General features: G+C 68.0%; 23 protein-coding genes. 20 read left to right on the forward strand and 3 right to left on the reverse strand.

What is annotated here, in order from left to right:
- The first annotated feature begins 50 nt into the window (after nucleotides 1-50).
- The 6 genes from ACOMD9_RS16100 (at nucleotide 51) to ACOMD9_RS16125 (ending at nucleotide 5,402) form a co-directional block, all read left to right on the forward strand.
- Nucleotides 51-1,265, forward strand: coding sequence for an amino acid deaminase (locus ACOMD9_RS16100; protein WP_421416924.1), 1,215 nt, complete (start codon nucleotides 51-53; stop codon nucleotides 1,263-1,265).
- 131 nt (nucleotides 1,266-1,396) lie between these two features.
- Nucleotides 1,397-2,131: a GntR family transcriptional regulator gene (locus ACOMD9_RS16105; RefSeq protein ID WP_421416927.1), complete on the forward strand. Its 735-nt coding sequence runs from the start codon at nucleotides 1,397-1,399 to the stop codon at nucleotides 2,129-2,131.
- A gap of 125 nt (nucleotides 2,132-2,256) precedes the next feature.
- Entirely contained in the window at nucleotides 2,257-3,060 is an 804-nt protein-coding gene (gene modA, locus ACOMD9_RS16110; RefSeq protein WP_421416929.1) for a molybdate ABC transporter substrate-binding protein, read from the forward strand.
- Nucleotides 3,060-3,728, forward strand: a complete 669-nt coding sequence (modB, locus tag ACOMD9_RS16115; protein WP_421416932.1) for a molybdate ABC transporter permease subunit — start codon at nucleotides 3,060-3,062, stop codon at nucleotides 3,726-3,728. Before modA ends, modB begins: the two co-directional genes overlap by 1 nt.
- Complete coding sequence (locus ACOMD9_RS16120) at nucleotides 3,721-4,872, forward strand: ABC transporter ATP-binding protein (protein WP_421416935.1); 1,152 nt, start codon at nucleotides 3,721-3,723, stop codon at nucleotides 4,870-4,872. The genes modB and ACOMD9_RS16120 overlap by 8 nt, the downstream gene beginning before the upstream one ends.
- Complete coding sequence (locus ACOMD9_RS16125; RefSeq protein WP_421416937.1) at nucleotides 4,869-5,402, forward strand: DUF192 domain-containing protein; 534 nt, start codon at nucleotides 4,869-4,871, stop codon at nucleotides 5,400-5,402. The genes ACOMD9_RS16120 and ACOMD9_RS16125 overlap by 4 nt, the downstream gene beginning before the upstream one ends.
- A gap of 4 nt (nucleotides 5,403-5,406) precedes the next feature.
- Here ACOMD9_RS16125 and ACOMD9_RS16130 read toward each other — a convergent pair whose 3' ends face one another.
- The gene (locus tag ACOMD9_RS16130) at nucleotides 5,407-6,267 is read right to left on the reverse strand and encodes a DMT family transporter (RefSeq protein WP_421416939.1); all 861 of its coding nucleotides are present in this window, start codon (nucleotides 6,265-6,267) and stop codon (nucleotides 5,407-5,409) included.
- A gap of 234 nt (nucleotides 6,268-6,501) precedes the next feature.
- Here ACOMD9_RS16130 and ACOMD9_RS16135 point away from each other — a divergent pair, with 234 nt between their 5' ends.
- The 3 genes from ACOMD9_RS16135 to ACOMD9_RS16145 all read left to right on the forward strand — a co-directional run bounded on the left by ACOMD9_RS16135 (nucleotide 6,502) and on the right by ACOMD9_RS16145 (nucleotide 9,353).
- Entirely contained in the window at nucleotides 6,502-7,512 is a 1,011-nt protein-coding gene (locus ACOMD9_RS16135) for a DctP family TRAP transporter solute-binding subunit (RefSeq protein WP_421416941.1), read from the forward strand.
- A 64-nt stretch (nucleotides 7,513-7,576) separates the two neighbouring features.
- Nucleotides 7,577-8,056, forward strand: coding sequence for a TRAP transporter small permease (locus tag ACOMD9_RS16140; protein ID WP_421416942.1), 480 nt, complete (start codon nucleotides 7,577-7,579; stop codon nucleotides 8,054-8,056).
- A complete protein-coding gene (locus tag ACOMD9_RS16145; RefSeq protein ID WP_421416943.1) occupies nucleotides 8,046-9,353 on the forward strand; it encodes a TRAP transporter large permease in 1,308 nt (435 codons plus the stop codon). Before ACOMD9_RS16140 ends, ACOMD9_RS16145 begins: the two co-directional genes overlap by 11 nt.
- A 66-nt stretch (nucleotides 9,354-9,419) precedes the next feature.
- Here ACOMD9_RS16145 and ACOMD9_RS16150 read toward each other — a convergent pair whose 3' ends face one another.
- On the reverse strand, nucleotides 9,420-9,947 hold the full coding sequence (locus ACOMD9_RS16150) for a macro domain-containing protein (protein ID WP_421416945.1): 528 nt from the start codon (nucleotides 9,945-9,947) through the stop codon (nucleotides 9,420-9,422).
- A gap of 174 nt (nucleotides 9,948-10,121) precedes the next feature.
- Here ACOMD9_RS16150 and ACOMD9_RS16155 point away from each other — a divergent pair, with 174 nt between their 5' ends.
- The 11 genes from ACOMD9_RS16155 (at nucleotide 10,122) to ACOMD9_RS16205 (ending at nucleotide 23,704) form a co-directional block, all read left to right on the forward strand.
- A complete protein-coding gene (locus tag ACOMD9_RS16155) occupies nucleotides 10,122-10,358 on the forward strand; it encodes a DUF2798 domain-containing protein (RefSeq protein WP_421416947.1) in 237 nt (78 codons plus the stop codon).
- A gap of 223 nt (nucleotides 10,359-10,581) precedes the next feature.
- Nucleotides 10,582-11,970 carry a KamA family radical SAM protein gene (locus tag ACOMD9_RS16160; RefSeq protein WP_421416948.1) on the forward strand — a complete coding sequence of 463 codons (1,389 nt, stop codon included), beginning with the start codon at nucleotides 10,582-10,584 and terminating at the stop codon, nucleotides 11,968-11,970.
- A gap of 271 nt (nucleotides 11,971-12,241) precedes the next feature.
- Complete coding sequence (locus ACOMD9_RS16165; RefSeq protein WP_421416950.1) at nucleotides 12,242-13,222, forward strand: TAXI family TRAP transporter solute-binding subunit; 981 nt, start codon at nucleotides 12,242-12,244, stop codon at nucleotides 13,220-13,222.
- A 147-nt stretch (nucleotides 13,223-13,369) separates the two neighbouring features.
- Nucleotides 13,370-15,967 (forward strand): TRAP transporter permease, encoded by a 2,598-nt coding sequence (locus tag ACOMD9_RS16170; RefSeq protein WP_421416952.1) that lies wholly within the window; start codon nucleotides 13,370-13,372, stop codon nucleotides 15,965-15,967.
- Nucleotides 15,968-15,981: 14 nt separating this feature from the next.
- The gene (locus tag ACOMD9_RS16175; RefSeq protein ID WP_421416954.1) at nucleotides 15,982-16,410 is read left to right on the forward strand and encodes a universal stress protein; all 429 of its coding nucleotides are present in this window, start codon (nucleotides 15,982-15,984) and stop codon (nucleotides 16,408-16,410) included.
- 294 nt (nucleotides 16,411-16,704) lie between these two features.
- Nucleotides 16,705-17,532: a DUF2189 domain-containing protein gene (locus ACOMD9_RS16180; protein WP_421416956.1), complete on the forward strand. Its 828-nt coding sequence runs from the start codon at nucleotides 16,705-16,707 to the stop codon at nucleotides 17,530-17,532.
- Between the two features lie 104 nt (nucleotides 17,533-17,636).
- On the forward strand, nucleotides 17,637-18,146 hold the full coding sequence (locus tag ACOMD9_RS16185; RefSeq protein WP_421416958.1) for a lysozyme inhibitor LprI family protein: 510 nt from the start codon (nucleotides 17,637-17,639) through the stop codon (nucleotides 18,144-18,146).
- Nucleotides 18,147-18,236: 90 nt separating this feature from the next.
- Entirely contained in the window at nucleotides 18,237-18,755 is a 519-nt protein-coding gene (locus ACOMD9_RS16190; RefSeq protein WP_421416960.1) for a putative pterin-binding protein, read from the forward strand.
- A gap of 34 nt (nucleotides 18,756-18,789) precedes the next feature.
- Nucleotides 18,790-20,958, forward strand: coding sequence for an ATP-binding protein (locus tag ACOMD9_RS16195; RefSeq protein ID WP_421416962.1), 2,169 nt, complete (start codon nucleotides 18,790-18,792; stop codon nucleotides 20,956-20,958).
- A gap of 216 nt (nucleotides 20,959-21,174) precedes the next feature.
- The gene (gene nosP, locus ACOMD9_RS16200; protein ID WP_421416964.1) at nucleotides 21,175-22,371 is read left to right on the forward strand and encodes a nitric oxide-sensing protein NosP; all 1,197 of its coding nucleotides are present in this window, start codon (nucleotides 21,175-21,177) and stop codon (nucleotides 22,369-22,371) included.
- Nucleotides 22,340-23,704, forward strand: coding sequence for a hybrid sensor histidine kinase/response regulator (locus ACOMD9_RS16205; RefSeq protein WP_421416966.1), 1,365 nt, complete (start codon nucleotides 22,340-22,342; stop codon nucleotides 23,702-23,704). Before nosP ends, ACOMD9_RS16205 begins: the two co-directional genes overlap by 32 nt.
- On the opposite strand, the gene ACOMD9_RS16210 is transcribed toward ACOMD9_RS16205, so the two are convergent.
- Nucleotides 23,696-24,379 (reverse strand): response regulator, encoded by a 684-nt coding sequence (locus ACOMD9_RS16210; protein WP_421416968.1) that lies wholly within the window; start codon nucleotides 24,377-24,379, stop codon nucleotides 23,696-23,698. The two genes, ACOMD9_RS16205 and ACOMD9_RS16210, sit on opposite strands and share 9 nt — an antisense overlap.
- Nucleotides 24,380-24,398: the final 19 nt, after the last annotated feature.

Consider the following 24,398-nt stretch of genomic DNA (forward strand, 5'->3'; position numbering starts at 1 on the left):
TCTGAAGATCCTCGACATCAACGAGCATCACGTCGGCTGAGGGGGCAAATATGGACGTCATGCCATGCGACAAGGGCACCGTCGAGACGCTGCCCGACCTGCTCTCCGGGGTCAGCCTGCCGGCGGCGGTGGTGCTCGAGGCCCCCCTGGCGCACAACCTGGCGTGGATGCAGCGCTTCGCCGCCGAGCACGGGGCGCGGCTGGCGCCGCACGGCAAGACCACCATGACGCCGGCACTGTTCCGGCGCCAGCTGGAGGCCGGTGCCTGGGGGATCACACTGGCCACGGCGCCCCAGAGCCGGGCCGCCTTCGTGCATGGCGTGGAGCGCCTGCTGATGGCCAACCAGCTGGTCGGCGAGGCCAACATGGCGATCGTCGCCGACCTGATCGAGGCGGGAGCCGACTTCTATTGCGTCGTCGACAGTGCCGCCAATGTTCGCCAGCTGGGACGCTACTTCGCGGCCCGGGAGCTGCGCCTGCAGGTACTGATCGAGCTGGGCGTGGGCGGGGGGCGCTGCGGCTGCCGGGATCACGATCAGGTGATGGCGCTGGGCGAACTGGTCGATGCCGAGCCGGCGCTGGTCCTGGCCGGGCTGGAGGGCTACGAGGGCGTGGTGCATGGAGCAGACCCCGCGGCAGGCATTCGTGCCTACGCCTGGCAACTGGTCGAGGTGGCCCAGGCGCTTGACCACGATGGCCTGATCGAGGCCCGCGAGCCATTGATCACCGCCTCCGGTTCGGCCTGGTATGACCTGATTGCCGAAGTCTTCCACGAGGCGCGCCTCGGGGACCATTTCATCCCCGTCCTGCGCCCGGGCTGTTATGTGGTTCATGACCACGGGGTATACCGCCAGGCCCAGCGGGACGTGCTGCGCCGGCGACCCGACCTGGAGCGTGGCCTGGAGCCGGCGCTGGAGGTGTTCGCCCAGGTGCAGTCGCTGCCCGAACCCGGCCTGGCCATCGTCGCCCTGGGAAAACGCGACATCGGCTGCGACCAGCTGCCCGAACCGCTGCGTCGCTACCGAGAGGGAGGAAGCCCCGAAAGGCCGCTCTCCGTTGCGGGCTGGGAGGTCACCCGACTGATGGATCAGCACGCCTTCGTTCGCCTGCCGGAGGCGGTGGAACCGGGCGCAGGAGACGTGCGTGTGGGCGATATCGTCGCCTTCGGGACCTCGCATCCCTGCCTGACCTTCGACAAGTGGCGCCGCATCTGCCTGGCCGACGACCGCCTGGCAGTGACCGAGGAGATGGTCACCTGTTTCTGAGCCCGGCCGGATGATTCCCGCCGGGGGAACCGGGAATCGGCTTCTTGTATACAATGATCTGCCAGACTGTAGCCAGCCGGAAGGAAACGTGCGAAGGTGCTTTCGAGGGCAAGTCGAGAAATGAGGGCATCATGAGCAACGCCTGGCAGGAAGACGTGCAGGCCGCCATCAAGGCCGGCGTGCGTATCAGCGACCAGCATATCGTCGACAAGGTCCGCCGGGCGGTGCTGACCCAGCGTCTGCCGCCGGGCACTCGCCTGCCCGAGGTGACCCTGGGGGAGGTCTTCGGCGTGAGCCGTTCGGTGGTGCGCAAGGCACTGACCCGGCTCGCCGCCGACCATGTGGTCGACCAGCGCCCGAACCAGGTGGCCCGGGTGCGTGCCCCCAGCATCGAGGAAACCCGGGAGACCTTCGCCGCCCGGCGCCTGGTGGAGGGCGAAGTGGTGGCACTGCTCGCCGGCCAGGTGGATGCCGAGGCGCTGGAAGGGCTGGTCCGCGAGGCAGAGTGCGAGGCCGAGGCCCATGCCCGCGGGGACGAGCCGGCGCGCATCGAGCACTCCCTGGCGCTTCACCATCGCCTGGCCGAGCTGTCGCCGAATCGCGTGCTGGGTGTCATGCTCACCGACCTGATCCTGCGCACCTCCATCGTCATCGCCCTCTACAAGCGCCCCTCGCTGGCTTCCTGTTACCTGGAAGGTGACCATGGCCGGCTGCTGGCTCGACTGCGCGAGGACGACCCCGAGGCGGCGCGACAGGTGATCGACGACCACCTGCGGGGGCTGGAGAACCTGCTCGACCTCGGCCCCCGGGAGACCGAGGCCGACCTGATGGCGATCCTCGGCCGGGGCCTGCACGCCGAGGCCTGATGCCGGCCGCTTGACCGGGGTCAGGCGCGTCACCTGCGTTGGCGTTCCCGTCTTGTCCGTGCGCTCACCCTGGCCGACAATGCCGCAACGGCGGCGGTACCGCCGTCTTCGGACCAGGAGGCGTGATGAGATCAAGATTCCGACCCCTGCTGCTCGGGCTGCTGTCGCTGCTGCCGCTGGCGGTCAAGGCGGACGTGCCGACCGTGGCGGCGGCCTCGGATCTGCAGTTCGCCCTCAGCGAGGCGGCCGAGCGCTTCCGCGAAGCGAGCGGGCATGACTTGCGTCTCAACTTCGGCTCCTCGGGCAACTTCCGCCGCCAGATCGCCCAGGGCGCTCCCTTCGAGCTCTACCTCTCTGCCGACGAGGCCTATGTGCACGCCCTGCACGAGGAGGGGCGCACCGAGGACGCGGGCGTGGTCTACGCCATCGGTCGCCTCGCCTGGCTGCAGCGGGCCGGTCGTGACGACCTGCCGGAGGCTACTGCCCCCCTGGAGGGCGTGCGCGAGGCGATCGCCACCCACCGGGTCGGTGAGGGCCGGCCGCGCATCGCCCTGGCCAACCCGGAACATGCGCCCTACGGCGTGGCTGCCAGGCAGGCGCTGGAGCACGCCGGCCTGTGGGAGGACACGGCACCGCTGCGCATCCTCGGCGAGAACGTTTCCCAGGCCGCCCAGTTCGCACTCTCCGGCGATGCCCGTGGCGGCCTGGTGGCCTGGTCGCTGGCCCTGGCGCCGACGCTGGCCGAGCGCAGCGAGCATGTGCTGATTCCCGAGGCGTGGCACGCTCCGCTGGTGCAGCGCATGGCGCTGGTTGCCGGGGCCGGGGAGGTGGCTCGCTCCTTCTATGACTGGCTGCAGCAGGAGGAGGCTCGCGAGATCCTCGAGCGCTACGGTTTCCGGCTGCCCGACGGTGAGGGTGCATCTTCCTGATGGATTGGACGGCGCTCTCGGTCTCGCTGCAACTGGCGTTCGGCACCTGTCTGCTCCTGCTTCCCTTCGGCCTTTGGCTGGGGCGGGTCCTGGCCACCACCCGGGTTCGCGGCAAGCCGCTGTTCGAGGCCCTGGTTGCCTTGCCGCTGGTGATGCCGCCGACGGTGCTGGGCTTCTACCTGATGCAGTCGTTCGGTGCCGATGCCCCGTTCGGTGCCCTCTGGCAGCGGCTGTTCGGGCAGGGCCTCAACTTCACCTTCGGCGGCATCCTGCTCGCCTCGCTGGTGGCCAACCTGCCGTTCGCCGTGCAGCCGATCCAGCGCGCCTTCGAGACCATTCCCGCCAACCTGCGCGAGGCGGCCTGGTGCAGTGGCCTCTCGCCCTGGCAGACCTTCCGGCGCATCGAGCTGCCGCTGGTCTGGCCGGGCCTGGTCTCGGCGCTGGCACTGACCTTCGCGCATACCCTGGGCGAATTCGGCGTGATCCTGATGGTGGGCGGCTCCATCGACGGCGAGACCCGCACCCTGGCCATCGCCATCTACGACCGGGTACAGGCCTTCGACGAGGCCGGGGCCGGCATCATGTCGGCGATGCTGCTGCTGGTCTCCTTCCTGACCATCGGCGTGGTCTACGGCCTCGCCGGACGACGGAGGTGGCGCCGTGCCTGAGCCGTCACGCCCTCTGGACGAGGCGAGCCTGGAGGTCAGCCTGCACCAGGCCGGACCGATTCCCCTGGCCACGGACTTCCACTGTCGGCCCGGGGAGCTGCTGGCCCTGGTGGGGCCCTCCGGCAGCGGCAAGACCACCCTGCTGCGGGCCATCGCCGGGCTCTACCGGCCGGCGGGTGGGCGGGTACGCTGTGCCGGCGAGACCTGGTTCGATGCCGCCAACCGCCTCTCGCTGCGTCCCCAGCAGCGCCGGGTGGGGCTGGTCTTCCAGGACTATGCCCTCTTCCCGCACCTGAGTGCCCTGGCCAACGTCATGGTGGCGCTGGATCACCTCTCGGGTGCCGAGCGGCGCGAGCAGGCACTGGCCTGGCTCGCCAGGGTGCGTCTGGAGGGGCTGGCCGAGCGTCACCCCTCCGAGCTTTCCGGGGGGCAGCGCCAACGGGTCGCCCTGGCCCGGGCCCTGGCCAGGCAGCCCCGGGTGCTGCTGCTCGACGAGCCCTTCTCGGCGGTGGACCAGGTCACCCGGCGCCGCCTGCAGCGGGAGCTGGCTTTGCTGCGCGAGCAGATTCGCATTCCCATCGTGCTGGTCACCCATGACCTGGACGAGGCCTCCGCCCTGGCCGACCGGCTCTGCGTGCTGCATGCGGGACGCAGCCTGCAGGAGGATGTCCCGGAGGCACTGTTCCGTCGCCCGGCCAGTGCCGAGGTGGCCCGGTTGCTGGACCGCCACAACGTCTTCGATGGCGAGGTGGTGGAGGCCGGCGGCCAGCGCTGCCTGCAGTGGGGCCCCTGGCGCCTCGAGGTGGCCCGTGGCCTGGAGGGACTGTCAGCGGGACAGCGGGTCGCCTGGTACCTGCCGCACTCCGACGTGGTGATGCACCGCCGTGGTCGCCCCTCCCAGGGGGAGCGGGAGAACCCGGTATCCGGGCGGGTGGTCGAGATGGTGGTGCTGGGAGGCATCACCTCGGTATCGCTTGCCTTCGCGCACGGGCCCGAGACCCTGCGCTTCGAGATATCCACCCATGCCGCGCGCCGCAACGCCCTGGCACGCGGCGAGACCGTCCAGGTATCGTTGCTGGCGTCGGGAATCCACCTGATGCCCCGCGGCGACACCGTCGATGCCAATGCGAGGATGCCCACATGACCCCCACCCGCCGCCAACTGCTGCTGGGCCTCGCCGCCCTGCTGCCGGCCGCCGCCCTCTATCCGCGCTCCCTGCTGGCCGAGACCCGCGAGCGACTCGAGACCGTGACCCTGGCGCTGCACAGCGACCAGGGTCCTCACCGTCTGCGGGTCGAGGTCGCCCGTACCCTGCCCCAGCGTGGCCAGGGGCTGATGGACCGCGATCACCTTGCCGATGACGCCGGCATGCTGTTCCTCTATCGCAACGAGCAGTCGCCCCGCAACGGTTTCTGGATGTACCGCACGCGGATTCCCCTCGACATCGCCTTCATCGATGCGGACGGGAGAATCGTGGCGATCCGCCAGATGCAACCCTGCGCCTCGGAGCGTCCCGGGGAGTGCCCGGTCACCTACCCCGGGGTGCTCTATCGGGCGGCGCTGGAGGTCAACGCCGGCTACTTCGCCGAGAAGGGCGTCGAGGAGGGCGACTGCGTCAGCTGGCCGGGAAGCGGCAGCCAGTGCCTGGTCGACGTGACCGACGATTCCGCCTAGGGATTCACGCCTCGACGCGCCTCGGCCGGAAGCGCAGCAGGATCAGGGCGATGCCCGCCACCACCAGGCCGCCGCCGGCGAGCTTGTGGATGCCCAGGGTATCGTCCAGCAGCAGCACCCCCAGCAGCACCGCCAGCACCGGCACCAGCAGGGTCAAGGGGACCACCCGGTTGACCGGGTGGCGGCGCAGCAGGCCGTACCAGAGCCCGTAGGCGACGATCGATGACATCACCGCGGTGTAGCCCACCGCCCCCCACCCGGCCCAGCCGGCCCGGCGCATGGCCTCGAGGTGGTCACCCTCGAAGAACAGCGAGCCCAGGGCCACCTGGGGCACCGCGAACAGCGCCACCCAGCCGGCCAGCGCCATGGGGGTGATGTTCGGCCCGCGCTTGATCAGGAGCTGCGAGACCGCCCAGCCCAGTGCGCTGAGCAGCAGCAAGGCCAAGGGCAGCGGCGACGGCAGGGTGGGGCCGCCGGCCAGGACCACGACGCCCGCGAACGACAGCGCCAATCCGGCCAGGCGCCTGGGTCCCAGGCGTTCCCCGAGGAAGATCACCGCCAGCAGCGTGGCGAAGGGCGTGCCCATCTGTACCAGCAGCGCTCCCGTGCCGGCCTCGGCCTGGGCCAGGCCGATGAACAGCAGGGCGAAGTGCAGCGTGCCGAAGGTCGCCGAGAGCACCAGCAGGAACGGCAACTGGTGCCGGGCGACGGGGTGGAAGGGCACCAGCAGGGCAGCCACCAGCATGAAGCGCAGGGTGGTCATCAGCAGCGGCGGCATCTCCGCCACCCCCACCTTGATCACGATGATGTTGAGTGCCCAGATGGTGACGACGGCGAGGCCCAGCAACAGATCCCGGAGTGGCACGTTTCGTCCTTGAAGTTGGTTGGCGGCATTCGGGACATCAGGATATCAGTTCGGCGGGGTGGCTTCGCGAGGCATCGCCGGCCCGGGAGCCCGTTCGCGCCCACGGGGCGGACCCTGGCCTTCCCTTCAACGCTTATCGCTCTACAATGCGATGGGAATCCATCCGATTCTCCCGATACCAAGAATTAGCCGACTCCCCGCGGGGAAGTGCGGCAAACCACTCAAGGACACGCCATGAAGTCGTCACGCCATTTCGCCAAGTTCGCCGCGGCCCTGGCCGGCGCCGCCGTGCTCAGCGCCTCGCTCTCCGCCCAGGCCCGCGAGCTCTCCGTCTCCACCGTGCTCTCCGATGCCTTTCCCTGGGGCCAGGCGGCCGAGAAGTGGGCCGAGCTGGTGGAGGAGCGCACCGAGGGGCGCATCACCCTGCGCGTCTATCCCAATTCCCAGCTGGTGGCCGGCGATCAGACCCGCGAGTTCTCCGCCATGCGCTCCGGACTGATCGATGCCGCGGTGGGCTCCACCATCAACTGGTCGCCCCAGGTGCAGGAACTCAACCTCTTCTCGCTGCCCTTCTTCCTGCCCGACGAGGCGGCGGTGGACGCGGTGACCGGCGGCGAGGCCGGCGAGATGATCTTCGAGGCCATCGAGTCCCGCGACGTGGTTCCCCTGGCCTGGGGCGAGAACGGCTTCCGCCAGCTCTCCAACTCCCGCGGCCCGATCAGTGAGCCCGGCGACCTGGACGGCCTGAAGATCCGCGTGGTGGGCTCGCCGCTGTTCCAGGACACCTTCAACGCCCTGGGCGCCGACCCGACCCAGATGAGCTGGACCGACGCCCAGCCGGCACTGACCACCGGCGCGGTGGACGGCCAGGAGAACCCACTGTCGGTGTTCGACGTGGCGCGCATCGATCAGGTGGGCCAGCAGTACCTGACCCTGTGGAACTACATGAACGATCCGCTGATCTTCGCCGTGAACCGCCAGGTCTGGGACTCCCTGGAGGAGGGCGACCGCGAGATCCTGCGCGAGGCGGCCGTGGAGGCCGGCCAGTGGGAGATCGCCATGACCCGCGAGGAGGAGGGCGAGCGCCTGGCCGATATCCAGGAGCGCGGCGTCAACGTCACCGAGCTGACCGACGCACAGTACCAGGCCTTCGTCGAGGCCACCGCCGAGGTCCACGACAAGTGGGTGCCACGCATCGGCGAGGCACTGGTCGAAGCGGCCAGCGAGGCCGTCGAGGCGCGCTGATCCGGCCATCCCAGGCACCATGCGACCGGCCCCTGTGGGGCCGGTCTTCTTTCCCGAGGTCGTCATGAAACTCACCCCCGATGCCCGGCCGGAGCGCTGGCTCGCCTCCCTGGCGCTGGTGATCATCGCACTGATCAGTCTCGGCAACGTGGTCACCCGCTACATCACCGGCGGCTCGCTGGCCTTCACCGAGGAGTTCTCGGTCTTCCTGCTGGTGGTGTTGACCTTCGCCGGCGCCGCGGTGGCCCTGCGCCGCAACGGCCATATCCGTGTGGGCCTGCTGGAGCGGGCGCTGCCGTCGGCACCGCGCAAGGCCCTGATCCTTTTCCAGTGGGCCTGCGGGATGACCGTGCTTGGCCTGATCACCTGGTTCGGCGGCAGGCTGGCCTGGCAGGAGTACCAGTGGGAGTCGCTCTCGCCGGGGCTGGGCCTGCCCCAGTGGTGGTACATCGTCTGGCTGCCGCTGCTCTCGGCGGCGATGCTGGTCCGCCAGACCCAGCAGACCCGGGACCGGCTGCGCGGGAGGCTCGCCGATGAGCCCTGACCTGTGGATGCTGCTGGCCTTCGCGGGCCTGCTCATTGCCGGGGTGCCGGTGGCCTTCTCCCTGGGGCTGGCCGGCGCCGTGGGCATCCTGGCCGGGCTGCCGCCGGCGATGCTGGCCACGCTGGGCACCAACACCTACAACAGCATCGCCAAGTACCCGCTGATCGCCATCCCGCTGTTCATCCTCACCGGGCTGATCTTCGAGCGCTCCGGGGTGGCACTGCGCCTGGTGCGTTTCGCCCAGGCGCTGATCGGCCCGCGCCACGGCGGCCTGGCCCTGGTGGCGGTGCTGGTATGCATGATCATGGGCGGCATGAGCGGCTCGGGGCCGGCGGACGCCGCGGCGGTGGCCATGGTGATGCTGCCGAGCATGACGAAGGCGGGCTACCCCAGGCCCTTCTCGGCCACCCTGATCGCCGCCTCGGCCTCCACGGCGATCCTGATTCCCCCCTCGGTGGCGCTGATCCTGTACTCCATCGTGGTACCGGGGGTGGACCTGCGCGCGCTGTTCGCCGCCGGGCTCTTTCCCGGCATCCTCGCCGGCCTGGCACTGCTGGTGCCGGTGCTGATTGTCTCGAGGCGCTTCGGTTGGGAGGGCAGCTCGCCGGCAGCGGGCGCCGAGCGCCTGCGGGTGGGGGAGACCTTCAAGCAGGCGCTGCCGGCGCTCTTCGCCCCGGTGCTGATCCTCGGCGGGCTGCGCTCCGGGCTCTTCACCCCCACCGAGGCGGCGGTGGTGGCGGTGGCCTACGGGGTGGTGATCGGGCTCTTCGTGACCCGCGAGATCGGCCTCAAGGACCTCTGGGGCCTGTTCGGCGAGGCGGCGGTGATCTCGGGGGTGGTGATGCTGATCATCGCGCTCGCCGGCATCTTCGCCTGGGCCGGCACCATGCTCGGCACCTTCCGCGACATGGCCCAGTGGATCATCGCCCTGACCGACAACGGGGTGCTGCTGCTGATCCTGATCATGCTGGCGGTGCTGGCCGCGGGCATGCTGCTCGACGCGATCTCCATCTACCTGATCCTGATGCCGATCCTGATCCCGGTGATGCAGCACTTCGAGTGGAACCCGGTGTGGTTCGGCATCCTGCTGGCCATGAACATCGCCATCGGGCAGTTCACGCCGCCCGTGGCGGTCAACCTGATGGTGACCACCGAGGTGGCGAAGATTCGCCTGGAGCAGACCATCGGCTGGGCGCTGCTCTTCGTGGTGGCCATGGCCGGCGCCCTGGCGCTCGTCGCCGTGTTCCCGGAGATCGCGCTATGGCTGCCGCGCGTTCTCGGCTACAACGTCGGGTAGGGCGCTGGCCGCTCTCCCGTCGGACTCCGCGGTCGTGCGTGGATTGCCCGGCGGGGCGTCTGGCCCTCAACCCTGCTGCAGTGCCTCCAGGGTGCGCTGGTGGAGTTCGGCGCTGGCAGAGTCGAAAAGCACGAAGCGCACGAGTTCGATCCCGGGACAGTGGGGCAGGGTCCTGATCACCGTGGAGAGGGCGATGCGTGCGGCCTCCGCCGCCGGATAGCCGAAGGCGCCGGCGGAGATCGCCGGGAAGGCGATCGATGCGATGCCGTGCTGTTGCGCCAGTTCCAGTGCATGGCGATAACAGGCGGCGAGCAGCTCGTCCGAGGGTTCGTCGACGCCGTAGACCGGCCCCAGGCAGTGAATCACGTGGCGATTGGGCAAGCCGTGGGCGCCACTGATCACCGCCTGGCCGGGCTGGATGGGGGCGAGGGGGCGGCACTCCCTGGCCAGGCCGGGTCCCGCGGCGCGATGCAGGGCACCGGCGACACCGCCGCCGCTCTCCAGTCGGGCATTGGCGGCATTGACGACGGCATCGATGTCGGGTTGATGGGCGATATCGCCTTGTTGGCACTGGATGCGGGAGGCGGTGTCCATCGGCAATCTCCTGGTCGGCGGTGACACGTCAAGTTCTTCCCCTGTGACCGGTGCCAACCCTGGAGTTCCTTGCGCGGAACGCCTGCGACCCAGCGGCGCGGCAGGATTGCTCGCAGGCGTGGGTGGCGTACAATATTCCGGTCTAACCTTATTCTCTATGGTTCTGGAGGCTGCATGCTCTTTCCCTCGCGCTACGCTCCCCTGGTGTTTGCCGTCCTGATGTCGATCTACATGGTGACACTGATGACCTTCGTCATCACCTGGGTCAACACCGGCCTGGGGGAAGGCTTCCTCGGTCGCTGGTGGCGCGCCTTCTATATCGCCTGGCCGGTGGCCTTCATGCTCATCCTCATCGGGGCCCCGCGGCTGCAGCGGGTGGCGGCGAAGCTGATACGCCGACCGGCTGGCTGATCGCTGTCTGGAAGGAGGCCGTCCGGTGCGACAGATTTGTTGCGATGTCGCGATACTTTCGCGACATTCGTTGCAAATCGACGCAGAAAGTTGCAACAAGCTCGCCAAGCCTGTACCAATAGCTGCCCCCGAAGAGAAGACGGCGGCTCCTGCCTGTACGGCGGAGCCCCGGGATGCCGCCCGGCCTCCCGGGAGAGCGCCGGACAAGTACAGAGGAGGCGACATGAACCAGCGTGTGCACATCGAGCTCGGCAGTCCCGAGGCCGAGGTCTTCGAGGCCCGACAGTTCAAGGTCTACACCCACCGCCAGCTCGACAGGATCGAAGCGATCCAGAACCTGCCTGACGATCTGCGCTTCGACATGCGGGTCGTCAGCCAGGTGCTGCCGTTCCGGGTCAACGAGTACGTGATCGACGAGCTGATCGACTGGAACAACATCCCGGCGGACCCGGTCTTCCAGCTCACCTTTCCCCAGCGCGGCATGCTGCGCCCCGAGCACTACGACGAGGTGGCCGAGCTGGTCCGCCGCGGCGCCGATGCCGCCGAGATGAAGCCGGTGATCGAGCGGGTTCGAAGCGAGCTCAACCCCCATCCGGCGGGGCAGATGGACCTCAACCTGCCGCTGCTCGACGGCGAGCCGCTGCCTGGCATGCAGCACAAGTACCGCGAGACGGTGCTGTTCTTCCCCAGCCAGGGCCAGGTGTGCCACAGCTACTGCACCTTCTGCTTCCGCTGGGCGCAGTTCGTGGGCGACAAGGAGCTGAAATTCGCCTCCAGCGAGGCGGATTCCCTGCACCGCTATCTCGCCGAGCATACCGAGGTCACCGACCTCTTGATGACCGGCGGCGACCCCATGGTGATGAAGGCCAAGCACCTGCGCATGTACCTGGAGGGGCTGATGGCGCCGGAACTGGACCATGTCCAGGACATCCGCATCGGCTCCAAGAGCCTCACCTTCTGGCCCTACCGCTTCGTCACCGATCCCGACGCCGAGGATATCCTCGACCTCTTCCGCGAGCTGACGGCGGCCGGCAAGCACGTGGCCTTCATGGCGCACTTCAACCACTGGAAGGAGATGGACACCCCCATCTGCCGCGAGGCGATCCGTCGCATCCGGGCCACCGGGGCGGAGATCCGCACCCAGGCGCCGCTCCTGAAGCACATCAACGACGACGCCGACCAGTGGGCGCGCATGTGGACCACCCAGGTGCGCCTGGGGATGATCCCGTATTACATGTTCGTGGAGCGCGACACCGGCGCCCGCCACTACTTCGAGGTGCCGCTGGTGCGGGCCTGGGAGATCTACCGCGAGGCCATGAAGCAGGTGCCGGGCCTGGCGCGTACCGCCCGGGGGCCGTCGATGTCCGCCGATCCCGGCAAGGTGGAGATCCAGGGGGTCACCGAGATCAAGGGCGAGAAGGTCTTCGTGCTGCGTTTCATCCAGGGGCGCGACAGCGACTGGGTGCAGCGGCCCTTCTTCGCGAAATATGACGAAGAAGCCACCTGGCTCAACCACCTGGAACCGGCGCTGGGAGAAAGCGAGTTCTTCTATGAGCCCGAGTTTGCCGCCATGAAGGACGAGAAGCAGGCGCTGATCATGAAGGCCTCCTGAGCTCGCCTGGACGCCTCGACGCTCACTCGGGAACCGCGCCACGGCGCGGTTTTCGTGTTGCGGTGCAGCGAAAAGTTAACGTTTCATAAACGCAGTCAAGCGCTAGACTGTCCTTAAGGACATGGAGATGTGACCCGGCTTGAGCGACGTCATGGTCGGGTGTTTTCTCTGGAGTTGTTTTTTCCGCTAAAGTAGAAATGTGTGGTAGATTCGCGGCCATCAGGCGGCGTGCTGCCCATAACATCTTCCTACAACGTCAAGAGGTGAGTTCATGAAACGCCATGCTTTCTCCGCCGCTGCCGTCTCGGGCGCGCTGCTGGGTGCCGCGATGTTCTCCGCCCCGGCCGTGGCCCAGGAGCGCTACATCACCATCGGTACCGGCGGCCAGACCGGTGTCTATTACGTGGTCGGCCAGTCCGTCTGCCGCATGGTCAATCGCGGCAGCGACGAGCACAACATCCGCTGCAACGCGCCGTCCACCGGCGGCTCCGTGGCCAACGTCAACGGCATGAAGGCCGGCGAGCTGGACATGGGCGTGGTGCAGTCCGACGTCCAGTACCGCGCCTACCACGGCGAAGAGAACTTCGCCGACGACGGCCCCTGGGAAGAGATGCGTGCCGTCTTCACCATGCACGGCGAGCCGCTGACCGTGGTCGCGCGTGCCGACTCCGGCATCGAGCACTTCAGCGACTTCCCCGGCAAGCGCGTGAACATCGGCAACCCGGGGTCCGGCCAGCGCAACACCATGAACCAGGTGATGGATGTCATGGGCTGGGATACCGACACCTTCTCGCTGGCTTCCCAGCTGGATGCCGCCGAGCAGGCCGCGGCCCTCGCCGACAACAATATCGACGCCATGGTCTATGTGGTGGGTCACCCCAATGGCTCCATCCAGGAGGCGACCACTACCGTCGATTCCAAGCTGATTCCGGTGACCGGCCCCGAGATCGAGGAGATCATCGAGTCCAACCCCTATTACACCCATGCGGTGATTCCGGGAGGCCTCTATCGCGGGAATGACGAGGATGTCGAAACCTTCGGCGTGGCGGCGACCTTCGTGACCTCCACCGACACCGACGAGGAGATCGTCTACGAGACCGTCAAGGCGGTGTTCGAGAACTTCGATCGCTTCAAGCGGTTGCACCCGGCCTTCGCCAACCTCGAGGAGGAGACCATGATCTCCGATGGCCTGACCGCTCCGCTGCATGATGGTGCGGCCCGCTATTACCGTGAGCGCGGCTGGATCGAGTGATCCAGGCCTGATCGGGGCTCACCTTTGGTGACCGGTGCGCGGACTCCCTCGAGGTGTCCGCGCATCTCGTTGGTAGCATCGAAAGTGACCACACCGGGGGCAGACAACATGGAAAGCAGGTCAATCGACTGTGGGCAGGGCTAGCACATGACTGACGACAAGAAGACTACCGGGGCCGGGGACGTCGATCTGGAGGATATGGTCGCCTCCAGTGATTCGGGGGCACGCAAGCCGCTGGGTGCGCCGGGCAAGCTGCTGGTGGGGATCGCGGCCGCCTGGTCGCTGTTCCAGCTGTGGATCGCCTCGCCGCTGCCCTTCATGCTGCGTTTCGGGGTCTTCAATGCCACCGAGGCGCGCTCGATACACCTGGCCTTTGCCCTCTTCCTGGCCTTCATGGCCTATCCAGCGCTGAAACGCTCCCCTCGTGATCGCATCCCGATCCAGGACTGGGTCTTCGCGGCGGTGGCGGCGTTCTGTGGCGCCTACATGTTCCTCTTCTACGAGCAGCTGGCCCAGCGCCCCGGTGCACCGATCCTCCAGGACGTGATCGTCGGGGTCGTCGGCATCCTGATGCTGCTCGAGGCGACGCGGCGGGCCCTGGGGCCGCCGCTGATGATCGTCGCCTCGGTATTCATCGTCTATTCGCTGTTCGGCCCCTACATGCCGGGCATCCTGGCCCACCGGGGGGTCAGCTTCTATGGTCTGGTCAACCACCAGTGGCTGACCACCCAGGGGGTGTTCGGCATTGCGCTGGGGGTCTCGACCAGCTTCGTGTTCCTGTTCGTGCTGTTCGGCGCCCTGCTCGACAAGGCCGGGGCCGGCAACTACTTCATCAAGGTGGCCTTCTCGCTGCTCGGCCACTACAAGGGCGGGCCGGCCAAGGCCGCGGTGGTGGCTTCGGGCATGACCGGCCTGATCTCGGGGTCGTCGATCGCCAACACCGTCACCACCGGCACCTTCACCATCCCGATGATGAAACGGGTCGGTTTTTCCGCCGAGAAGGCCGGGGCGGTGGAGGTCTCCTCCTCGGTCAACGGCCAGATCATGCCACCGGTGATGGGGGCGGCGGCCTTCCTGATGGTGGAGTACGTCGGCATTCCCTATGTGGAGGTGATCAAGCACGCCTTCCTGCCGGCATTGATCTCCTATATCGCCTTGATCTACATCGTCCATCTCGAGGCGCTGAAGGCCGACATGCAGGGCCTGCCCTCGAGCAACCCGGCGCGGCCGCTGCTCAACAAGCTGATCGGCTTCCTGACCGGGCTGCTGCTGCTGATGGCACTCTCGTTCGCGGTCTACTACGGCCTCGGCTGGCTCAAGCCGGTGCTCGGTGACGCCACCCCCTGGGTGGTGGCCGTGGTGCTCGCGGTGATCTATGTGTCCCTGCTCAAGGTAGGGTCGAAATACCCGGAGCTCGAGCTGGACGACCCGGCTTCCCAGGTGGTCGAGCTGCCCCAGACCCGGCCCACGGTGATGGTCGGCCTGCACTACATCCTGCCGGTGATCGTGCTGGTGTGGTGCCTGATGGTCGAACGCCTGTCGCCGGGTCTCTCAGCCTTCTGGGCCACGGTCTTCATGATCTTCATCATGATCACCCAGCGCCCGATCATCGCGCTGTTCCGCGGGCGCAGCCGCATGGCCGAGGATGTGAAGGAGGGCTTCATGGACCTGTGGGAAGGCCTGGTGGCCGGTGCCCGCAACATGATCGGCATCGGTATCGCCACCGCGGCGGCGGGCATCATCGTCGGGGCGGTCTCCCAGACCGGTGTCGGCCTGGTGCTGGCCGACGTGGTGGAGATCCTCTCCATGGGCAACCTGATGCTGATCCTGCTGCTCACCGCGGTGCTCAGCCTGATCCTCGGCATGGGCCTGCCGACCACCGCCAACTATATCGTGGTCTCGGCGCTGCTGGCACCGGTGATCGTGATGCTGGGGCAGCAGAACGGCCTGATCGTGCCGCTGATCGCGGTGCACCTGTTCGTCTTCTACTTCGGCATCATGGCCGACGTCACGCCGCCGGTTGGCCTTGCCTCGTTCGCTGCCGCCGCAGTGTCCGGAGGCGATCCCCTGCGTACCGGCTTCCAGGCCTTCTACTACAGCCTGCGTACCGCGGCACTGCCGTTCCTGTTCATCTTCAACACCGACCTGCTGCTGATCGAAGTCACCTTCCTGCAGGGGATCGTGGTCTTCGTCGTGGCGACCATCGCCATGCTCATCTTCGCCGCCGGCACCCAGGGCTTCATGATCGCCCGCAACCGCTGGTACGAGAGCATCCTGCTGCTCCTGGTGGCCTTCACCCTGTTCCGTCCCGGCTTCTGGATGGACATGATCCACGACCCCTACCAGCAGGTGGCCCCGGCACAGTTCGAGCAGGCACTGGGGGAGGTCGACGATGGCAGCCAGCTGCGGGTGCAGATTGCCGGCGAGGATGCCTTCGGCGATCCCATGTCCACCTTCGTGCTGGTGCCGGTGCCCAGTGGCGAAACGGGCCGGGAGCGCCTCGAGAACCTGGGGATGGAGTTGATCATCGATGGCGACCAGGCCTTCATCGACTTCGTCGAGTTCGGCAGCCTGGCCGAGGACCTGGGCTTCGACTTCGACCAGGAGATCATCGAGGTCTCGGCGCCGGTGGATCGCTGGGCCAAGGAGTGGATGTGGATACCGGGCTTCCTGGTGTTCGGCCTGGTGGTACTGCTCCAGCGTCGCCGTCGTGAACCCGATACCGGCACTGCCGCCACTGCCTGAAGGAGATCATGACCATGTACAGCAAGATCATGCTGCCGGTGGACCTCAACGAGGAGAGCTCCTGGAAGAAGGCGCTGCCCACGGCGGTGACCCTGTGCCGGACCTTCGGTGCCTCGCTGCACGTGGTGACGGTGCTGCCGGACTACCGCATGCCGCTGGTGGGCTCCTACTTTCCCAAGGACTTTGCCAGCAAGGCCCACGAGGCAATCACCGAGGCCCAGCACAAGTTCATCCGCGAGCACGTGCCCGAGGATATCCAGACCCAGACGGTGATCGTCGACGGCTCCCCCTGGGAGGCGATCATCAAGGCGGCCAAGAAGCTCGAGGTGGACCTGATCGTCATGGCCTCCCACAACAAGCGCAAGTTCGCCGACTACGTGCTCGGCCCCAACGCCGAGCACGTGGTGCACCACTCGAAGGTGTCGGTGATGATCGTGCGTTGAGCCCTGGGCACCGCCCGGACCTGCCAGCCCCGGTCAGTCGGCCGGGGTTTCTTCTCTTGGCGCCCTCCCACCCCCCCCTCGGCGATCACCACGCCCCGACCGGCCCCTGCGTTGATCACGTCCCCTGCAGGATTGACCGCGGTCAACTACATTAAAGCTGTGTTAAAGGATGAAGGCGGCATTAGCGCGGTAACCGGTGTCGCTGCACGAAGCCCGCTCAGGAAGGACGGCACTGCCTGGCGGAGGCTGTCTTCGGCGGAAGAAGCTGTCTTTTGCGGAAATAGGGGTGAAACCATGAATGCGGCAACAACAAGAAAGTATGACAAGGCTGCTGCGCCCAGGGTCAAGATCACCATCAACCCGGTGGGCATGGACAGGCCACGGGCTTGGCTGGCGGCAGGTTTCGAGGATTTCCGCCGGGCCACGGCTGTCAGCCTGGCCTATGGGATGTTCTGGGTGGGGTTGAGCATCGCGATCACCGCCGGTGCCCTGACGCTCGGCCTCTGGCACTGGCTGTTGCCGCTGGTGGCAGGCTTCATGTTCCTGGGGCCGCTGGTGGCCGTGGGTTCCTATGGCATCAGCAAGGCGCTGGAGGCCAATCGTGCGCCGCATCTGGGCGACGCCTTCGGGGCCTGGCGTCCCCATGCCGGCCAGCTGGCGATGATGGGCGTGATGATGATGATCTTCTTCCTCGCCTGGATTCGCCTGGCGACCCTGCTGTTCGCGCTCTTCTTCGGCTTCGAGGTGCCCAGCCCGACGACCCTGTATGCCTCCCTGCTGACCACGCCGGAAGGACTGGGCATGATCGCCGTGGGTACCGCGATAGGCGGTGTGCTGGCCTTCGGCGCCTTCACCGTCAGTGTCGTGGCGATTCCGACCCTGATGGACCAGGACCTCACCTTCATGGAGGGTATCGAGGCAAGCGTGCGCTCGGTGGCACGCAACGTCCGTCCCATGCTGCTGTGGGCGGCCATCCTCACCGGCTGCGTGCTGGTCGGGGTGATGACCTTCTATATCGGCCTGGCGCTGATCCTGCCGGTGCTCGGGCATGCCAGCTGGCATGCGTACGAGGATCTGGTGCGTATCGAGCCGGTCGAGGGAGGCGAGGAACTGCACGGCTGATCGGCCAGGGAGCGCCGCCTGGTGCTCCCTGGCGGGCAGGGTTATGCTGGGGGCGATCATCGCCCCCTGTTTTATTGTGCTGCCGCCATTAGCCGGATGCCGCCATGCTGTTGCCGTATCTCGCCCAGCTCTCCCGCCTCCGCTTCGCCGGCCCGCTGGCCCTCTGTCTGTCGGCCATGCCGGTCCAGGCCGAGCGGCCCATGGTGCCACCGGGGGCGGCCAGTCATCCCCTCGCCCATCAGATCGACGGCTGCATGGAAGAGGGCGACTGGTTGCCCGAGGCGATGCTGGCCTGTGCCGCCGACGCCGAGCCGCAGTGGCAGGAGGAGGTGGCGCGCCTCACCGCCCGCCTCGCCAGCGTGCTCGGTGCCGAGGCAAGGGAGGCCCTGGAGGCAAGCGACCTGGCCTGGCAGGCCAGTCGCGACGCGGACCTGGCCCTCGTCGGGGCCTATCATGACCAGCTCGAGGACGCCGGGCTCGGTGATCCCGACCTCATTCCGCTGGCACGCCAGCTGCACCGCAATGCCGTGTTCGAGGGTCGGGTCGGGCGCCTGCAGCGGTTCCTGGACGGGCTGGAGGCGGTCCATGATGTCGCCGAGCCACCTCCACACTGAATGCTGTGCCGTGTCGCGCGCCGTCACCTGACCTTTTCCAGCGAATCGCGTAGTCTTGGCGCCATCCTTCCGCCTGCACAGGATCGTCCCATGCGCCAGAGAGTCTCGTCGTGTGTTCTGCTCGGTTTGGTCGTCGCCGTCCTGCTGTCTTCGATACCGGTCGCTGCCTCCTCGCTTCCCGAGCCCACCGGAGAGGTCATCCTCACCGTGACCGGTGATATCGACCATCCCAACGTGGGCGACGAGGCCCGCTTCGATCGCGACATGCTCATGGCGATCTCGCCGAGGGTGGTCGAGACCCACACGCCCTGGCACGGCGAGTCGGGCCGCTATGAGGGACCGCTGTTCAGGGCGGTGCTGGCTGCCGTCGGGGCCAACGGGGACCGGATACGGGTCCGGGCGTTGAACGACTACGAGGCCGAGATCCCGGTCTCCGACCTGCACGACTACGACGTCATCCTGGCCATGACGCGCAACGGCAAGGAGATGGCGATCCGCGACTTCGGCCCGCTGTTCGTGCTTTACCCCTTCGACGACCATCCCGAGCTCCTGACCGAGACGATCCGCTTCCGTTCGGTCTGGCAGGTGGGATACCTGCATGTGCACTGACGCCTCGGTGGGCTGACCCGGAATGCTTGCGTTGATGCACCACCCGCTGCGCCTCAAGCTGGGTGCCATCGCGGCGCTGCTCTTCTTCGCCGCTGCCCTGATAGTGGTCGGCCTGGTCTCGTGGCGACAGGACAGCCTCGCCCAGAGCGTGGGGGGGGACGCGGCCTGGCATGCCTACAAGCTCGACCGGGACACGGTGCAGCTGCGCAACTACCTCGGGCAACCGGAACATAGCCTGGAGGAGCTCGAGCTGCGTTTCGAGCTGCTCTACAGTCGTCTCACCCTGCTGCGAGGGGGGGACATCACCCAGCTGCTGGACAGCATCCCCGTGGCGGCCGGCCTGATGGACGAGATCCGCGAGCGACTCGAGGTCCTGGACGCCGACATCCAGCGACTGGAGGCCCTGGACGACGGTGCCCGGCTCGTCCTGGACCGCCAGCTCGAGGCCCTGGGCGTGCGCACCGAGCGGCTGATCATCGCCATCAACGGTCACCTGGCCGAGTCGGCGACCCGCGAGCGGGAGCAGCTGCAGCGGCTCTATGCGCTGCTGCTGGTGCTGATACTGGCCATGAGCATGGCGGCCCTGCTGGTGGTCGTCTTCCTGTTCCGTGAGGCCCGCGACAATGCGGCCGCCCGGCGCACACTCGAGGCGCTGAGTCGCGAGCTGGAGGTCTCTGCACGGAGCGCGGAATCGGCCAGCCAGGCCAAGTCGGAGTTCCTCGCCACGGTCAGCCATGAGGTGCGTACGCCTCTCAACGGCGTGATCGGCATGAGCGACCTGCTTCTCGACCAGCCGCTGGAGGGGCGCGCCCGCCACTATGCCCGCACCATCCACGACAGCGCCGGCCTGCTGCTGGAGCTGATCAATGACCTGCTCGACTTCTCGAAGATCGAGGCCGGCCGCCTGGAGCTGGAGTCGCGCCCGCTGGAGCTCCCCGAGCTGGTCGATGGCGTGATCACGCTGTTCGTGCACCGTGCCGAGGCCCGCGGCGTGACGCTGGTCAGCCGCCTTGACCCGGCGCTGCCGGTGCGAGTGGTCAGTGACCCCGGCCGCCTCCGGCAGGTGCTGCTGAACCTGCTCTCCAATGCCATCAAGTTCACCGAGGCGGGCGAGGTACGCCTCGAGGTGGCGGCCGGCGGGGACAACCGGATCCGTTTCGAGGTGATCGACTCCGGCTGCGGCATCGAGGCGGACCAGCTGCCTCGGCTGTTCGAGCCCTTCCAGCAGGGCGACGCCTCCACCGCTCGCCGCTTCGGTGGTACGGGCCTGGGCCTGGCGATCTGCCGTCGCCTGGTGGAGGCCATGGGAGGACGGGTCGGTGTGGAGAGTGAACCTGGAGCGGGCAGCCGCTTCTGGTTCACGCTGCCGCTGATACCCGCCCAGGTGGAGTCCCCCCTGCTGGCGGGGGTGGAGCCTTCGCCGCAGCCGATGCACCTCGACGAGGCCCGCCTGCTGGTGGTCGAGGACAATCCGGTCAACCAGCAGGTGGCGGTGGCGATGCTGGAGCGTCTGGGTTGCCGGGTCGCCATTGCCGAGCGTGGCGTCGATGCCCTGGAGCGGGTGTCCCGGGAACGCTTCGACCTGATCTTCATGGATGTCCAGATGCCCGACATGGATGGCCTGGAGGTGACCCGGCGCCTGCGCGAGCGGGGTGGCTGGTCGGCCGAGGTCCCGATCGTGGCGATGACGGCCGGGGGCCCGGGAGGAGAGCAGGCGCGTTGCCTGGCGGCGGGCATGAGCGGTTACCTGACCAAGCCGCTGTTCCAGGACGCCCTCGACGAGATACTGCGTCGGCACCTCAAGCACGTCGGTACCATGCCCGCCAGGCCGAAGGCGCAGAACGAGCCGGTCTCGGCCGAGCAGACACTGGACCCCGCCACGCTTGCCGCCTTGCAGGAGAGCCTCGGCGAGGCGGGGCTGGCGGAGCTGGTCGCGCTCTATCGCCGCCAGGCCGTCGACCGGCTGGCGGAGCTGGAGCGGGCCGTGGCGGAGGATGACGGCGATCGGGTCAGGGAGCTGGCCCACCAGCTCAAGGGGGAGTCCTCGAGCCTGGGTGCCGTGAAGGTCTCCGGCCTGGCCCTGCGCCTGGAGCACATGGGCGCAAGCCACCGGCTGGTGGAGGCCGTCGCCGTGCTCGGCATACTGCGCGACTGCCTGGCGACCACCCTGGCCGATCTGGAGGCCTGGCCGGTTGTCGGCTGAGGGGCCGGTACCGGCCAGGGCGTCCGGATCGCCGGGTTCGGGGGCCAGGACACGACAGGACCGACGGAAAGTACGAGCCACCTCAGCCCCGCCGACATGGTCAACCTCAGCCCGGGGGAGATGGCCTTTCCGTCACCCTCCCGGTGGATGCACGGGTCATTTGTGCCGGCGTCGTCGGCCGACTTACACTGCGAGGACGTCACCCAGGAGCCCGCCATGCTCGATTCTCCCGCCGTGGCACCTGCCGTCGCGGTGCCTGCCAGCCAGCCATCGTTGCGAACGGCGGTGAGCCGGCGCCGGGACCCCCGGGGGGCCGCCCTGGACCTGGCCGCCGGGCTTCACCATGCCGACCTCGGCTTCGTGCTGTTCTTCTGCAGCGCCGAGTATCCGCTGGAACGGCTCTCCACCGAGCTGAATGCGGCCTTCGCCGGGGTGCCGGTCTCCGGCTGTACCACGGCTGGCGAGATCACGCCCGAGGGCTATGGCCGTGGCTGCATCGTGGCCATCGGTTTCGACCGCCGTCATTTCGCCGTCTCCAGTGCCCTGGTGGAGGACCTCGATGCCTTCGACCTGGTCCGTGCCCAGCGCCTGGTCGATGGCCTGCTCGACGAGTGCCGCGAACGGGCCCTGGCTCCGGTGGGCGAGCACAGCTTCGCCCTGACCCTGCTCGATGGCCTCTCCAGCAGCGAGGAGCAGGTCCTGGCGACCCTCGACGCCGCCCTGGGGCGCATTCCCAGCTTCGGGGGCTCCGCCGGCGACGACAATCGCCTGGCCCATACCCATGTGCATGCCCGGGGACGCTTCCACAGCCAGGCGGCGGTGGTGGTGCTGATCAACACCCGCCTGCCCTTCGAGGTCTTCACCACCCATCACCTGCGTCCCCTGACGGCGAAACTGGTGGTCACCCGGGCCGACCGAGAACGACGCCGGGTGCTGGAGCTCAATGCCGTGCCTGCCGCCGAGGAGTATGCCCGCCTGGTGGGGCTGCCGGTGGATGCCCTGGATGCCTCGGTGTTTGCCCGTCATCCGCTGGCGGTGCGCCTGGGCGAACAGCACTTCGTGCGCTCCATCCAGAGCGTCAATGTCGACGGCAGCCTGAGCTTCTACTGTGCGGTGGAGAACGGCATCGTGCTCACCGCCATGGAGCCGGCACCGCTGCTGGCCGATCTCGAGGCGGTCTTCGCGGGGCTCACCGAGCGGCTGGGTGAACCTGCGCTGATCATCGGCTGCGACTGTTTCCTGCGCCGCCTCGAACTGGAGGCACTGGACCAGGTGGCGGCTGCCTCCCGACTACTGGGACGCTCGCGGGTGATCGGCTTCAATACCTACGGGGAGCAGCACCATGGCATGCACATCAACCAGACCTTCACCGGGGTCGCCATTGGATCTCTGCCCGGCGCGGGAAGCGCCTGACCAGGCCTCCGCCGGGGAACGGGAACTGCTGGAGGAGAACGCCCGGCTGCGGCGGATCGTGTCGGCGCTGATGGAGCGGGTCGAGTCGGCGGGGGTGGCCGGCGGTGCCCCCTATGCCGCCTTCGAGCATGCGGTGCTGCTGGCCGAGCAGGTCCGCGAGCGCACCGAGGCCCTGCAGCAGACCCTGGCCGAGCTGCATGCCGCCAAGGCTGAAGCCGAGGCGGCCAACCTCTCCAAGACCCGCTTCCTGGCCGCGGTGAGTCATGATCTGCTGCAGCCCCTCAACGCCGCCCGACTCTTCGCCAGCGCGCTGGAGGATCATGCGCTGCCCGAGGCATCGAGCCGGCTGGTGGGGCATATCGGCCGCTCGCTCAAGGACGTGGAGGCGCTGCTGGGTACCCTGGTGGATATCTCGCGGCTCGACGCCGGGGTGCTCGAGCCGGACGTGTCGCCGTTCCGTGCCGCCTCCCTGCTCGATGTGCTGGCCGAGGAGTACCGCCAGATGGCGGCGGCCCGAGGACTCGTCCTGCACTACGTGCCTTCGAGCGTGACAGTCGAGTCGGACCTGGCGCTGCTGGCCAGGGTGGTGCGCAACTTCCTGACCAATGCCATCCGCTACACCGAATCGGGCCATGTGCTGCTGGGCTGCCGGCGTCGTCCTGAGGGGCTGCAGATCCTGGTGGGAGATACCGGACCCGGCATTCCCGAGGCCCTGCGCGAGGAGATCTTTCTCGAGTTCCGGCGTGCGGAGGCGCATCGCGACCGGCAGGATCGCGGCCTGGGGCTGGGACTGGCCATCGTCGATCGTATCAGTGGCATGCTCGGGCATCCGCTGCAACTGGACTCCCGCCCGGGACGGGGCTCCGCCTTCTCGGTACTGGTGCCCTATGCCAGCCAGCCGTCCTCGTCGCCGAGCCCGGCGGCCGAGGCCTCCTCGCCCGGCGAGGCCGACATGCTCGTGGGGGCACGGGTCTGGGTGATCGACAATGACCCGGGCATCTGCGATGGCATGCTGGCCCTGCTGGAGGGGTGGGGCTGCCGGGCCCGGGTGGCCACCTCGCTGGCGGCCCTGGAGGCCCAGGCCGCCGGTGAGTCCGCCGACGTGCTGCTGGTCGACTACCACCTGGACGAGAGGGGGCCCGATGGGCTGGCGGTAGCGGCCTGCCTGCGTGAACGGCAGCCGTCTCTGCCGGTGGTGGTGATCACCGCCAACCATGATGCGGCCATCAAGAGTCGCACCCGTGAGCTCGGCTTCGGCTGCCTGCTCAAGCCCTTGAAGCCGCTGCGTCTGCGCATGCAACTGCTGGCACTGCTGGATGGGGGGTCAGGATGAACCACCGCGGCGGGCTTCCAGCAGGGTCTCCAGGTCGGCCTCGCCGGCGGCGAGGATCGCCTGGACCCGGCCGGGCACGCCGAGCTTGCGCAGGATCGCCGAGACATGGGTCTTGACCGTGGTCTCGGCGATGTCGAGTTCCCGGGCGATCACCTTGTTGGAGGCGCCGCGCATCAGGCGGACCAGCACCTCCAGCTGCTTGTCGGTCAGCTGTGCCAGGCGCTGGCCGAGGGCATCGTCCGGAGGGGCCACGCCTGGCGGCGGGGGCGAGGGAGGCCGGCGCATGATGTCGGGTGGCAGGTAGACATGTCCTTCCAGGATGCGTGTCAGTGCTGCAAGCAGGTCCTGGCGCGGGGTGGACTTGGGGATGTAGCCCACCGCACCCAGGGCGATGGCATCGAGGATGGTGCCCCGCTCCTGGTCGGCGGAGATGATGGCCACCGGCAACCAGGGCAGGGCCTCGCGCAGCGCCGAGAGCCCCGAGAGCCCTTCCGCATCGGGGAGGCCCAGGTCGAGCAGCAGCAGGTCGAGTTCCTCGTGGCATGCCGCCTGCTGCAGGGCACGCTCCAGGCTCTCCGCCTCCAGCAGGCGGCTGCCGGGCAGTCCGGCGGCGATGACGGCACCGATGGCCTCGCGGAACAGCGGATGGTCGTCGGCGACCATCAGGGTATGCATTGGCGATTCCTCGTGACGT

The organism is Halomonas terrestris, from assembly GCF_049166755.1.
Lineage (GTDB): Bacteria > Pseudomonadota > Gammaproteobacteria > Pseudomonadales > Halomonadaceae > Halomonas.